Origin of the sequence: Schwartzia succinivorans DSM 10502 (genome assembly GCF_900129225.1) — a bacterium.
GTDB classification, from domain to species: Bacteria; Bacillota; Negativicutes; order Selenomonadales; family Selenomonadaceae; genus Schwartzia; species Schwartzia succinivorans.
The window spans coordinates 50,331-63,257 of record NZ_FQUG01000011.1 but is presented as its reverse complement, the minus strand read 5'-3'; the positions used below and the strand labels follow the sequence as shown (position 1 = coordinate 63,257).

The 12,927-nt window shown below is 48.6% G+C and carries 12 protein-coding genes; 6 read left to right on the top strand and 6 right to left on the bottom strand.

The genetic code is table 11. The features are described 5' to 3' along the window. Both tnpA and BUA83_RS11285 read right to left on the bottom strand, forming a co-directional pair. Positions 1-172 (bottom strand): IS200/IS605 family transposase (gene tnpA / locus BUA83_RS11290; protein ID WP_144340520.1); only part of this gene is annotated, 172 nt, incomplete at its 3' end. A 189-nt stretch (positions 173-361) separates the two neighbouring features. Next, on the bottom strand, positions 362-1,084 hold the full coding sequence (locus tag BUA83_RS11285) for a hypothetical protein (protein WP_072936397.1): 723 nt from the start codon (positions 1,082-1,084) through the stop codon (positions 362-364). Positions 1,085-1,437: 353 nt separating this feature from the next. Between BUA83_RS11285 and BUA83_RS11280 the strand changes: the two genes are divergently transcribed. Then, entirely contained in the window at positions 1,438-2,115 is a 678-nt protein-coding gene (locus BUA83_RS11280; RefSeq protein ID WP_072936396.1) for a response regulator transcription factor, read from the top strand. Beyond that, on the top strand, positions 2,115-3,701 hold the full coding sequence (locus tag BUA83_RS11275) for a sensor histidine kinase (RefSeq protein WP_072936395.1): 1,587 nt from the start codon (positions 2,115-2,117) through the stop codon (positions 3,699-3,701). The genes BUA83_RS11280 and BUA83_RS11275 overlap by 1 nt, the downstream gene beginning before the upstream one ends. A 134-nt stretch (positions 3,702-3,835) precedes the next feature. Here BUA83_RS11275 and BUA83_RS11270 read toward each other — a convergent pair whose 3' ends face one another. Both BUA83_RS11270 and BUA83_RS11265 read right to left on the bottom strand, forming a co-directional pair. Then, entirely contained in the window at positions 3,836-5,416 is a 1,581-nt protein-coding gene (locus BUA83_RS11270; RefSeq protein ID WP_072936394.1) for a carboxylesterase/lipase family protein, read from the bottom strand. A gap of 43 nt (positions 5,417-5,459) precedes the next feature. Continuing rightward, the gene (locus BUA83_RS11265) at positions 5,460-6,977 is read right to left on the bottom strand and encodes an alanine/glycine:cation symporter family protein (protein ID WP_072936393.1); all 1,518 of its coding nucleotides are present in this window, start codon (positions 6,975-6,977) and stop codon (positions 5,460-5,462) included. Between the two features lie 259 nt (positions 6,978-7,236). On the opposite strand from BUA83_RS11265, the gene BUA83_RS11260 reads away from it, so the two are divergent. The 3 genes from BUA83_RS11260 (at position 7,237) to BUA83_RS11250 (ending at position 9,925) form a co-directional block, all read left to right on the top strand. Then, entirely contained in the window at positions 7,237-8,292 is a 1,056-nt protein-coding gene (locus BUA83_RS11260; RefSeq protein WP_200796069.1) for a methionine ABC transporter ATP-binding protein, read from the top strand. An 86-nt stretch (positions 8,293-8,378) separates the two neighbouring features. Continuing rightward, the gene (locus BUA83_RS11255; RefSeq protein WP_072936391.1) at positions 8,379-9,032 is read left to right on the top strand and encodes a methionine ABC transporter permease; all 654 of its coding nucleotides are present in this window, start codon (positions 8,379-8,381) and stop codon (positions 9,030-9,032) included. 74 nt (positions 9,033-9,106) lie between these two features. Further along, entirely contained in the window at positions 9,107-9,925 is an 819-nt protein-coding gene (locus BUA83_RS11250) for a MetQ/NlpA family ABC transporter substrate-binding protein (RefSeq protein WP_072936390.1), read from the top strand. A 68-nt stretch (positions 9,926-9,993) separates the two neighbouring features. Here the strand turns inward: BUA83_RS11250 and BUA83_RS11245 are convergent, their stop codons facing one another. After that, complete coding sequence (locus BUA83_RS11245; protein WP_072936389.1) at positions 9,994-10,878, bottom strand: carbohydrate kinase family protein; 885 nt, start codon at positions 10,876-10,878, stop codon at positions 9,994-9,996. Between the two features lie 127 nt (positions 10,879-11,005). After that, the gene (locus tag BUA83_RS11240; RefSeq protein ID WP_159430516.1) at positions 11,006-11,617 is read right to left on the bottom strand and encodes a TetR/AcrR family transcriptional regulator; all 612 of its coding nucleotides are present in this window, start codon (positions 11,615-11,617) and stop codon (positions 11,006-11,008) included. A gap of 344 nt (positions 11,618-11,961) precedes the next feature. Here BUA83_RS11240 and BUA83_RS11235 point away from each other — a divergent pair, with 344 nt between their 5' ends. Then, entirely contained in the window at positions 11,962-12,831 is an 870-nt protein-coding gene (locus BUA83_RS11235; RefSeq protein ID WP_072936387.1) for a shikimate dehydrogenase, read from the top strand. Positions 12,832-12,927 lie beyond the last annotated feature (96 nt).

Sequence of the window (12,927 nt, the reverse complement as noted above, 5' to 3'; positions counted from 1 at the left end):
AACATTCTGCCTCAATAATTTTAACCTTTTTGCGTTCACACAAATCTCTCAAGATTTTTCCTACATCTTGTTTTAACTGGCGATAAATTGCCTGTCTACGATACTTTGGTGCAAAAACAATATGATATTTGCAACGCCATTTGCTATGTGATAAACTTTTCACGTCGTTCATCGACAAAACCTCCTATACTTTTTCTCCGCGGTTGCCAGACCACGCAGATTGTAGCATAGGAGGTTTTTTACTAAAAGAAATTTTTACTTACCACCAGCATAGCTGGTGGTTTAATATCGCCTATTCGGCTACCAAACACCAAAGGAGGAGCCACGAAAATCACGGCTCCTCCTTTTATGTCTTATGAATCTATCCTCTAAGCGGCATGAAATCATCATCATACCCGTAAATCCAATCGGCTGAAAGAAATTTGACAGGTATGACCGATGCCCAGCACAAAAGCATGAACACCCATGCCACTCCCATTAAGCTCATAATCCGCATAGTTTCGATAAAGGTTCTTCCCTTTGCTATTTCATTTTTCATAAGATTCCACAGCATGTAAACAGGAATGAACAGGATAAGCGAAGCAGCCATACGAAACATCAGATAATCTGCCGCTGCCAGTTTACTGAAATACAGCCAGCCTGAAGCCTTGACAGCTGATGAAATCAACCCCGTTGCCAGAACGTAGACGGTGTACTGCTTATATTTCGCATACACCTTGAATCTGTTGCGGTTGTGATATATCGCGAACAAAATAAACATAGGCACAACAAGCGGTCCAGCACAATGTGCTGCAATGCTGATGCACACTACACTGACAAGAAGACACAGAAACTGCTTAAGAAAAAAATGCCATACCCTTGCCTTGTACATTATATAAAATATTATTATGGACAAAAGCAGTCTTGCCACAATGTAAACAGGCTTCAATATGTCAACTGCCAAAGAACCGATACCTGCCAGACGTGCAGACAAAATAGCCAGTGCAATGATTTTTATCAAGACCAGCATATACATATATTTCTTGTACTTTTCTTCCTCATTCGGAATCCATCGTTCCCTGAAATTTGCGACCATACTTCCCAATGTAACGTTACCTGCCTTTGCATTATTTTAAGCTCCGGTGTGCATGAACCCTTACGCAGCACGTACAGATTCGCACCAAGGCATAATAACACAATTATCTGAAATTTATATTGTATAAACGCCTTCACTTTCAGTAAATTTTGGCTCTGTTGGCGAATAGTGTTGGTGAAAAAAAGCTGTCCATGGACATGTTTTATGAAGTCTATGGCAGCCCATTTTCAAAAATGCTTTTAGTATATCGTTGAAGTTCCTAGGCTTTTCTTTTTGCCATGCTTCTGACACATTTTTTTGATACAATACAATCAAACTGAAAGAGAATTTACGCTTTGCGTATTTGGTTGGGAGGGTAATTTATGCGCAGGATTCTTATAGCTGATGACAATGATGCTATCGTGGATATTCTCAAATCCTTTGCCGAGGCAGAGGGGTATGAGACAGTTACTGCAGGAGACGGGGAGGAGGCTCTTTCTGTTTTTCAGAAGGAGCATTTTGATGCGGTACTTCTCGATGTCATGATGCCGAAGCTGGACGGCTTTGAGGTATGCCGTGCCATCCGCCGGGTATCCAATGTCCCTGTCCTTATGATTACCGCCCGCGGAGAGGATTATGACCGCATTATGGGGCTGGATATAGGTGCGGACGATTATATAGTAAAGCCCTTTTCCGCAAAGGAGGTAATGGCCCGCATACGTGCGGTGCTCCGTCGTCTGCAGCCCGTCGGCGAGGAAAAAATCACCTTTGGAAGTCTTTCTCTTTTTCCTTCTGCGTGCCGCACGGAGATAAACGGAGTCGAGGTCGCGCTGACAAAGAAGGAGTTTGATTTGCTTTCGCTTCTGGTTCAGAACAGGGGGCAGGCTTTTTCGCGGGACAGGCTCCTTGAGACTCTCTGGGGCTTTGATTACGAGGGAGATACCCGCACTGTCGATACCCATATAAAGAGGCTTCGCGCGAAGCTTTCAAAGGAGCCTCATGATGACTGGGATATCCGAACCATCTGGGGAGTCGGATATTCGTTTGGAGGGGAATCGTAATGCCGAAGCTCGCAAAACGGCTTTTTTTATATTTTTCTGCGGCGCTGATAGTTTTCACTATTGTACTTGCAGGTCTTTTTGACACGCTCATGAGAGATGCTTCCATAAAGGAAAACCGCACACTTCTGGAAAACCGTACCCGTGCTCTCGCAGCGTCGCTTACCGAGGAGTCTGCTGCACAGGCTCCTTCAACGGCACAGGAAAACCGCAGGGGCATGAGTGGACGGCAGCGCGGTATGCACATGCGCGGCATGCATCACGCAGATAACACCTCGGAAAACAGCTCTGATACCCGTTCAAACTCCTACTGCCGCCGTTATGTAAGCGAAGCGGATACCTCAAAGCCCGCATCTGCCGAGGATGCTTCGTATCTGAAAAACCTGAGCGCCCTCGCAGGCGGCACAGTATGGCTTGTTGACCGCCGGTCAAAAACAATAACCGCCTACGGCCCTGACGATAAGGAAATATACGACGCGCTTCCTTCGGAGGCAGAGAATATGCTCAACAGCATCTATGAAGGCAGCTTCGTATCAAGCGAGGGCTTCAATGACCTTCTTGATGCCCCATCCTTTACCGCAGGTGCCCCCATAAAGAATACCAACGGAGAGGTTACGGGCGCGCTTCTTGTTCACCGCACCTTTTCGGGACTTGCGGAAAGCGAGCGGTCGGGACTTAAGATTCTCGCCGCCGCCATCGCTTCAGCCTTTGTGCTGTCCCTTGTGCTGTCACTTATTCTGGCGCGCCGTTTCGTAAGGCCTCTCGCCCGTATGGAAAAAACAGCCGCGGTGCTTGCGGATGGAAACTACAGCGAACGCACCGACATAAGGCAGGATGACGAGGTAGGAAGTCTCGCAAGGAGCATTGATACGCTGGCGGAGCGCCTCTCGGAAGCCGAAAAGGAACGGGAGCGGCTGGAAAAAATGCGCCGCGATTTTCTCTCCTCCGTATCCCACGAGCTGAGGACTCCCCTTACCGTACTTCGGGGAACAGTTGACCTTCTTTCGTCGGGAATAGAGATAAGCGGGGAAAAACGCAGGTCTCTTCTTGAGCAGACAATGAGTCAGACATCTCAGCTTGAGCGGCTGGTGAATGATTTATTTGAGCTGACACGCCTTGAAAATCCTGATTTCACAATCGAAAAATCTCAGGGAAGTATCACTGATGCCCTGGAGGATGCTGTTTCCTCCGCCAACAGGATAGCATCAAAGAAAAACATAGCCATAAAGGCCGTATCTCCGATTATGCCTGTTATCATGGATATGGATTACGGACGAATCAGACAGATGTTTTTGATTGTGCTGGACAACGCCGTAAAATTTTCTCCTGCAGACGGAGAGATTGAACTGTCTCTTCAGAGCAGTGACAGCGGCTGGAGTGTTTCAATACGCGACCACGGTCAGGGAATCCCCGAGGATATTCTTCCTGAGCTTTTCGGACGCTTCCGCAGCCATAAGGGGGAGAACAATCCCAACGGAACAGGTCTCGGACTGGCCATTGCAAAGCAGATTGCCAATCGCCACGGCATAGAGCTCACAGCGAAAAATGCCGAATCCGGCGGCGCGGTGTTTACCTTCAGTAAGTCATAAAGAACAATCTATTAAGCAAAGCTAAAGGGGCTTATCTCCCGCCACACAGGCGGAGAACAAGCCCCTTTTTCCGTACAGTGATTAAATTAAGTTATCAAAGACAAAGATAATTGAGCAGGAAGCAAAATCACTCCTCAGCTTTCATAGATATAGCGCAGTTTGTTCAGATTCTCCGTGTTCAAATCCTTGTGGCAGACCCAGCCCTTCGAGTTCAGCTCCATCGTATTGCGGCTGCCGGCGGAATATTTCTCCCAGTGCGGAATCAATTCATTGTTCGGGCTGCCTGTCGCAGCGAAGGCTGTCCACGATGCCTGGATTTGTCTGACAAGGTTTTGATTCGGCATCAGCCAGGATTCCTCGGGTTTCGCACCGAATACGAATCCCAGTTCCAGCCCATGGAACGAACCCAATTCCTTGCGTTCCGTCGTTTCGCTGAACAGATAATAGTAAACGTCCTCATATTTCGACTGATTTTCGGCGTCCAGTTCCTGACCCACGCGCCAATCCATCTGATTGATAAACTCCCTGTAATTTGCCGGGGTATCAGGGCGATTTTGCAGCCATTCCCGATAAAGCTCCCTGTCGGTACGGCCGGTGTGCTCCTTGTACCTTTTCATTACAGGAGAAATTTTTTCGTGTGTTTCATGGAAGTCTGCAAAATAATTCTCATCGTACAGCTGCCAGTATCCCCACTCGTCGGCAGTGGTGCCGGTCATGAATTTGATTCCGCGGGCGGCTCCGTTTCTAAGCGCGGTGAAGGGATCTGCAGGCCAGAATTTCCCGTCGCAGGCCGGAAGATAATCAGAATGAGCTGTGTCACGACGCATTTCAAAAAGCTTTACGTAAATATCTCTAAGCTCGGCAGAGGATTTCTGCATAAGGTCGCTCATTTTGCGTGTGCCGCTCAATTGCAAAAAATCTTCCAACAGCAGAGCTGCGTGCTGCGAATCCTGGACAAAACGCGTAGGCCCGGACTCAGGGATTGCTTTTTGGAACAGGCCCCTGGCTGCAGGAGTAATCGTCAGCAAAAAAGTTGAAATCGAGCCGGCGCTTTCGCCAAAAACGGTAATGTTGTCGGGATTTCCGCCGAATTCAGCAATATTTTCCTTAACCCATCTGATTGCCGCGATTTGATCGCTCATGCCGAGATGGCCGCTGTCCTCGAACGCCGGATCAATCAAGCCGAAATTCACGAAGCCGAAAATGTTCAGCCGGTAGTTGAAGGTGACAACAATAACATCATGCGCCTTCGCAATGTTCGTACCGCTGTAGGTCGGGTCGCTGGTTCCGCCGTGCATGAAGCTTCCGCCATGAACGAAAACCATGACAGGCAGATTTTTCTTTTCGCTGTGTTTCCAGATATTCAGCGTCAGGCAGTCCTCGCTTTGACGATTTTGCGAAGCTTTTTCAAGCGCGTCGTCCTCCTGAATCGCAGAAGCGCCGAATTCTTTTGCATCAAAGGATTGATTGGACGGTTTCAATGGCTGCGGAAGCTGCCAGCGCAGCTTTTCGACAGGTGGCTTGGCATAGGGAATTCCCAGCCATGTTTTGACGCCGTTTTGATCCACAAAGCCGTTGAACGTGCCGTAACGGGTTTTGACTCGGCAATCCCCGGCAGCAAATCCTGTTTCCGGCAGGACGCCGTATGCGGTTGCGGCAAAAAATCCCATGGCGGCAGTTTTGATAAATTCCCTGCGTGTTAAGTTTTTCAGCATCGTCAGCACAACCTTTCTTTAGTTCTTTTTCCTCTTTGCATTTTTATTTGCTTTCATCCCAGACCGGCAATGACTCACCCAGGGTTTCAGAGCAGAAATTGTCTTCCCGGCATTCGAAATGATTAAAGGCCTTCTTGACCTTGCCAAATCCCAAGTAAAGAAGCGGCAGATTGCAGCATACCATAACTATATTGGCGAAGTCGCTGAGATTCCATAGCGCGCTGAGGTCGAAGCCTGCAATGTTCGTCATCATTCCGAAGGCCAGCACCGCCAGATTAACCAATCTGAGTGCTACAATGAATACTTTGTTGTTTGAAATCTGTCTGGCACATATCTCCGAGAAGGACAGGAATCCCAACAGGCAGGTAAAGGCGAAGATACCAAAGCATATACTGATAACCAACGTAACAAGTCCATAGCCTGCTTCACTCCCAAGCATCTGTGCGCAGGAGGCAAGGAATTTCTCCAGACGGCCCATTTCAAACCATGCCGCCGAGCCGTCCTTCAGCCATGCCTGTCCCATGATGAGTACAAAGCCTGTCAGGGTACATATAACCATGGTATCAAGGAATACACCGATAGCCTGTACAATCCCCTGGTCGCACGGATGCTTGGAATAGGATACGGCAGCAGGCATCGAAAGTGTGCCCTGTCCTGCCTCATTACTCATCAGCCCGCGCTTGATTCCCTGAGAAAGTGCTATACCCATAGCGCCGCCAAAAATCGGTTCAGGGCGGAAGGCCTCTGTTACCACCACATAGAAGAACCACGGCAAAAGCTCAAGGTTCATGGCAGTCATCACCAACACAGCAGCTACATAAACCACTGCCATAATCGGCACCAGCACATCGGTTATGCCGGTAATGCGCCGAATTCCGCCAAATATGGAAAAGGCCGTCACTCCCATCAGCAGCAGGAAAAATCCCCATACCGGGGCACTGTCTGCGGCAACCGTCGTACCTGTCACATTATTAGTGACTGCCACCATGGCAGAAATGGTATTGAAGCCCTGTGCAGGGATGCAGAGCAGGGCATATACGATATAAAGCAGGCTCAGGATGCCGCCTATCATGGCTGCTCCTCCAAGAATCTTCCTGCCGTAGCATGGAAGTCCGCCAACATACTCGTCCCCCTGCCTGTCCTTATATATCTGGGATAGTGTAGATTCCACAAAAGCCGTCGCCATACCAAAAAACGCGGACAGCCACATCCAGAACAGCGCTCCCGGCCCTCCTGTGGAAACTGCTCCTGTCACACCCAAAATATTTCCCGGCCCGACCCTCATAGCCGTGGACAGCAGGAATGAAGCCAACGGGCTTATACCCTGCTTCTCCTTTTGGCTGTTTATCAGAACGTTGAGTCCGTACCTGAAGTACTTGATCTGCACAAAACGAAGGCTGCAGGTGAAATATATACCTGTTCCCACCAGCAGGATAATTACCAAAGGCAGCTCGCCTATTATCGGGAGGCCTGCATACCATTTAATGTTGGTAGGAAACCCCCACACCAAATCTGCCAGCTCCTGAAACACGTAACATATACTTTTTATCAGCTCATACATCCGCAAAATCCCTTCCTGAACTCAATATTATCTTCAATACACTGCATTAACATTAACATTAACATTTGCTCCAGCCCAAGCTTTTCCTTCGTACTCAGTAAAGCGGAAAAAATCACAATATCAACTGTTTTATTGATTTCGACATCTTTTTGTCATTTCCTGCAAAGTATTTTCAGCCACAAACTAATGCGTTATAATATCTGTATTATTGTAAAGTTTCTGTTCGAAACTTACTAAATCAGAACGAAAGAGGATTTGTATGATTAAACTGTCTCATATTGAAAAAACCTATGAAGGGCCCGACGGTCCCGTACCCGCCCTGAAGGGAATCGACCTGACGATAGAAAAGGGTGAAATCTACGGTATCATCGGACTTTCCGGCGCCGGAAAGTCTACTCTGATACGCTGCATAAATATGCTGGAGCGTCCCACAAGCGGAAAGGTCATTGTGGACGGACAGGACCTCACGGAGATGGACGCAGCCCAGCTTCGGGAAGCGCGGAAAAATATCGGCATGATATTCCAGCACTTTAACCTGCTGTCATCGGCAACAGTCTACGACAACGTGGCTTTTCCGCTGCGTCTTGCAAAGATGCCTGAGGATAAAATCCGCGAGAAGGTAGAGCCGCTGCTGGCTCTCGTAAGCCTTTCGGACAAGGCAAACCAGTATCCTTCCCAGCTTTCAGGCGGTCAGAAGCAGCGTGTCGGCATCGCCCGCGCCCTTGCCAGTGAACCGAAGGTACTCCTTTCCGACGAAGCAACCTCTGCCCTTGACCCGCAGACCACAAAGGCAATACTGCAGCTCATCAGGGACATCAACAAAAAGCTCGGGCTTACCGTTGTCATTATTACCCACGAAATGCAGGTAATAAAGGACATCTGCGACAAGGTCGCCGTAATAGAAAACGGCGTAATCGTCGAGCAGGGGCCTGTCCTTGATGTTTTCGTCACACCAAAGCAGCCCATCACAAAGGACTTCATCAGCGTCCTTATGTCAAACGAGCTTCCTGTTGCCTTCCGTGACGCGGAAATATCTCAGGAGCCCTTTGAGGGAGCACAGCTTCTCGTGCGCCTTACCTTCCTTGGTGAGTCCGCAGACGACCCCGTTATTGCAGGTCTTATAAGGAAATTCCCCATTGAGGTCAGCATCCTGTACGGAAATCTCGACCACATCAAGGACACGCCTTACGGCCGCCTGCTCATAGGCATAACAGGACAGCAGAGCGATATCGACGCAGCCATGGAATACCTCAGGCAGCGCGACCTCCGCATAGAGTTTATCGGCTACGCCGAGAAAAAATATCTCCATGCGTGACTTGTTTTCAATTTCCTTGTAAAATGGTATACTTATTTAAATAATCCGCCAAAACGCGGAGAATCCTATTCATTAAGGTGATATAAATGGACTCAAATATTACGCCGCTTCTCGTCACAGCCCTCAGCGAAACAATACGCATGGTTGTTGTTTCCATGCTGGCTGCCACGATTGTCGGTATTCCAATCGGCGTTCTTCTCGTAACAACCGCAAAGCATCAGATTCTGGAATGCGTGCCCTTTAACCGCGTGCTTGCTTCCATAATCAATGCCGTCCGCTCTATTCCTTTCATAATTCTGATGGTTGCAATCATACCGTTTACCCGTCTCGTTGCAGGCACCTCTATCGGTACGAATGCTGCCATGGTTCCCCTGACGATAGCGGCGATTCCTTTTATCGCCCGTCAGGTGGAAACATCATTAAAAGAAGTCCCCTACGGACTCATTGAGGCGGCCCTTTCCATGGGCGCTACCCCGCTGCAGATTATTCGCCGCGTCTATCTCCCTGAGGCCATGCCCGGCATAGTAGCACAGCTCACCACCGTAGTCATTGCCCTCGTAGGTGCTTCTGCAATGGCAGGAACAATCGGCGGCGGCGGACTCGGCGACCTCGCCATCCGCTACGGCTATCAGAGATTCCGTCCTGATGTGATGATTGCAACGATTCTTGTCCTTCTCGTGCTTGTTCAGCTCATCCAGTTCAGCGGCAATCTTCTGGCTAAACGTCTCGACAAGAAGTAACCAATGTTTTTCACAGCGTGAAGCTATCCCTACAGGGAAAAATAGCGTTATTTTTTAAGAAAGGAAGTATCCTTATGAAAAAACTCCTCCTCATCCTCACAGCGCTGGTATTCGCAGTAGCGGCAGCCGGCTGCGGCGGCGGTTCCAAACCGGCCTCCGGCGGCTCCAACGCAAAAACTGTCCTGAAGGTCGGCGCAACTCCCGTTCCCCATGCTGAAATCCTCGAAATCGTAAAGCCGATGCTGGCAAAGCAGGACATCGAGCTCAAGATTATCGAATTCAGCGACTACGTCCAGCCCAACATGGCACTGAACGACAAGGAACTGGATGCAAACTTCTTCCAGCACGAGCCGTATCTTCTGAACTTCTGCGCAGAGCATAAGCTCCAGCTCAAGAACGCAGGCGGTGTCCACGTCGAGCCGATGGGTATTTACTCCAAGAAGGTAAAAAAGCTTGAGGAACTCAAAAGCGGCGCACAGATTGCTATCCCAAACGACCCGACAAACGGCGGACGTTCCCTGCTTCTTCTTGAAAAAGCAGGCATCCTGAAGCTGAAGGACGGTGCCGGCGTAAAAGCAACGGTACAGGACATCGTTTCCAATCCGAAAAACCTTGTATTCAAAGAGGTAGAGGCTGCTCAGGTTCCCCGTACGCTTGATGATGTTGATGCAGCAGTCATCAACACGAACTTTGCGATGCAGGCAAGCCTCACACCGACCAAGGACGCTATGTTCATGGAGGATAAGACTTCCCCGTATGTCAACATCGTCGCTGTCAGAAACGGTGATGAAAACCGCCCTGAAATCAAGGCTCTCATGAAGGCTCTCCAGTCCAAAGAGGTCAAGGATTTCATCGACGACAAGTATAAAGGAGCCATCGTAGCAGGCTTCTGATTAAGCACCAATTCGTATCAACCAAAAAGGCTTCGGCAGAAAATTGCCGAAGCCTTTTTGGTTGCATATTAAGCTATGTATACATTTTCCGGTTTGCCTATTACCTGCGAAGCAGCCTCCGTCCCCAGGCGGCACGCATCTTCAAGGGATTCGCCGCGGGTAAGGCCCACAGCAGTGCCGGAAAAGAATGCATCCCCCGCGCCGGTGGTATCTACAACCTTCACCTTTTTCGCGGGACAGATTCCCGCGTTTCCTTTTTCATCAAGGTACGCAGCGCCGTCCGCATCCATAGTGACGACAAGATTTTTTATGCCCAGCGCATCCTTTCTCTTCTGCATAAGAATCAGCATAGCCTCAGGGTTGTCCACCTGCTCCCCGAGAAGCGTCTGCGCCTCAAGGCGGTTGCAAATGAAACACTCTGCCTTTCTTACATACTTCATGCGCTCCATTGCAAGCTCAATATTTGAAATAACAATATAAACAGGTACTCCATGCTTTTCTGCAAGGCGGAAGGTCTCCTCGGCGATTTCCTCCTCCATATCAAGCTCAAGAAGAACACTGTCGGCCCATGTAAAAATCTCGTCCCCGTGCTCTACAAGAATGTCACGGATAGGCAGGAGATTCGGACGCTTTGATATATTCGCGCAAAGCTCTCCCGTTCTGTCAAAAATAGCCATCCAGGTACCCATTCCGTCATCGGTTGACCTCATGTAGCCTGTATGGATTCCCCGTCTTTCAAGACGTCCCTTCACATCAATTCCTATCCCTGTCTTATCCACAAGACTCACCAGAGAAACATTTTCCCCGAAGCTCGCAACATCCTCAGCAATATTCCGCCCGACGCCGCCGTGAAACTGTTGAACATCTCCTACATTTCTTCCCTTCGGAACAAAATTTCCGAGAGGATACCCCTTTATATCCACGTAAACCGTTCCGATAACCGCTATGTTCATACTTTCTCCCCGTTTCTCACGAAATAAAAACCCTTCTCCTCCATGATACCTCTAACAAACAGCTTTTGACAACGCAAAAAAATACTGCTGCATGGTAAAACATACAGCAGTATCTGTAAACACTGACTTATTTTGCACGAAGCGCATCGGCACGTTTCATATCAGCGCCGATACCAATCATGTAATTTCTTCCGACACGCTGAATCATTTCGTATGCAACTTCCTTTGATTCAAGCTGCGCGCGATCCGAAAGAATCATGGTCACAAGTCCCTGAACATAAAGCATGAGTGTCTGAATTAAGTGCTCTGCCTGATCCACCGAAACAGAAAGCACATCTGCAATCTGACGACTCATTGTCTCATCCATCGAGCGGTCCAGAATCTCAATGAACTGCTCCGCGAAGGTATGACCTTCATGGGCTTCCGTCAAAAATCTGGCAAGATTCGGTTCGTCGTAAGCCAAATCAATGTAACGGTTTCCCATCTCGCGGAAACGGTCAATAGCAACAACATCATCCGGCGGCGGTATCATTTTCTTGTCTGCATACTGAAATGCTGCCTCCGTCAGTTCCTTCCGCAGATTCGGCATGCTGCCGAAATGCCACGAAATCGGCTGGGTAGAACAGCCCAGCTCCTTGGCCAGCGTCTTGATATTGATGGAATCGTAACCGTCACGAATCAACATCTTAAGCGCTGCATCCAAAATTTGATCCTTTGGAATCCTTGCAATACTCCCCATTCGCATTCACCTGTTTCCTTACTTTTCCGAAAACACGCGAGCATCTCCACATACCGCCATGTTTTCATATTACTTCTTGGGTTTTGTACACAAAATACAGTATAACCATATAGTTGGTACACGCTTTCCCTGCATATAGTACTAAATTCTTTATACTTTGTCAATGAAAATATATATCGATTTACCTAAGGCCTTTCTAATATAGGCCTTTATCCCCAGTAATATAAGGGTTTTGCATAAAAGAAAAATTTTTATGCGTTAATGATATTGATTATCCGACTTTTCATTGCGCAATATATAGTGTAATATATGATTACATCTTTACATGTAAAAGAGGTGAAAATATGATTACAGGTACATCAAAAAATCTGGGTGTCATAGGATATCCTATCATACACTCGCTGTCCCCCGCAATGCAGAATTCCGCAATAGATGCCGCAGGACTCGATGCAGTTTACATCGCTATGGAAGTTTCTCCCGAAGAACTTACGGCTGCTGTAAAAGGACTCAGAGCCACTGGCTTCATCGGATGGAATGTCACAATTCCCCACAAAACGGCCATAATTCCTCTGCTTGACGAGGTTGATGAAAACGCCCGGGCAATAGGAGCAGTAAACACTGTAGTGAACAAGGGCGGAAAGCTCATCGGATACAACACCGACATCATCGGCTTCTGCGACGGACTGCACGAAAAAGGTGTTTCCCTCCAGGGAAAGCCTGCCGTCGTGCTCGGTGCCGGAGGGGCAGCACGTGCCGTTCTGCAGGGGCTTATGCTGGAGGGCGCGGCATCCATAACCATCGGTGTGAGAAATCCTCAGAAGGCTGCTTCCATTACGAAGGATATGCCGCTAAAGGTCCCTGTTCAGATTGTTGAATGGGACTCGGAGAGTATGAAGACTGCATTGAACGAAGCCGCGCTTCTCGTCAACACAACACCTCTGGGAATGGCTCCGAAAACAGACGGAATACCTCCTGTTGACTGGGATGTGCTCTCTCCATCGGCCTTTGTTTACGATATAATCTACACTCCGGCTGAGACGCGTTTTTTGAAGGAAGCAAAAAGCCACGGACACGATACGCAAAACGGCGTGCCTATGCTCGTCGGGCAGGGCGCCGCAGCTCTTTCCATGTGGCTCGATACCAACCCCGACCGCACTGCCATGAGAAATGCGCTGGAGGCTGCTCTCCTTGCAAAAGAAAAGACACAGGCATAGTTATCCACATAAGTTCGTGCAAAAAGCCTTGAATTCGCAACAGAATTATATTTGTCCACAGGATTTCTACACATATCAACAGCCCGTGAGGTGCAT

Excerpts from the sequence above, each read along its gene's own strand:
- BUA83_RS11280 (WP_072936396.1), top strand. The coding sequence starts at position 1,438 with ATGCGCAGGATTCTTATAGCTGATGACAATGATGCTATCGTGGATATT.
- BUA83_RS11275 (WP_072936395.1), top strand. The coding sequence starts at position 2,115 with ATGCCGAAGCTCGCAAAACGGCTTTTTTTATATTTTTCTGCGGCGCTG.
- BUA83_RS11270 (WP_072936394.1), bottom strand. The coding sequence starts at position 5,416 with ATGCTGAAAAACTTAACACGCAGGGAATTTATCAAAACTGCCGCCATG.
- BUA83_RS11265 (WP_072936393.1), bottom strand. The coding sequence starts at position 6,977 with ATGTATGAGCTGATAAAAAGTATATGTTACGTGTTTCAGGAGCTGGCA.
- BUA83_RS11260 (WP_200796069.1), top strand. The coding sequence starts at position 7,237 with ATGATTAAACTGTCTCATATTGAAAAAACCTATGAAGGGCCCGACGGT.
- BUA83_RS11255 (WP_072936391.1), top strand. The coding sequence starts at position 8,379 with ATGGACTCAAATATTACGCCGCTTCTCGTCACAGCCCTCAGCGAAACA.
- BUA83_RS11250 (WP_072936390.1), top strand. The coding sequence starts at position 9,107 with ATGAAAAAACTCCTCCTCATCCTCACAGCGCTGGTATTCGCAGTAGCG.
- BUA83_RS11245 (WP_072936389.1), bottom strand. The coding sequence starts at position 10,878 with ATGAACATAGCGGTTATCGGAACGGTTTACGTGGATATAAAGGGGTAT.
- BUA83_RS11240 (WP_159430516.1), bottom strand. The coding sequence starts at position 11,617 with ATGGGGAGTATTGCAAGGATTCCAAAGGATCAAATTTTGGATGCAGCG.
- BUA83_RS11235 (WP_072936387.1), top strand. The coding sequence starts at position 11,962 with ATGATTACAGGTACATCAAAAAATCTGGGTGTCATAGGATATCCTATC.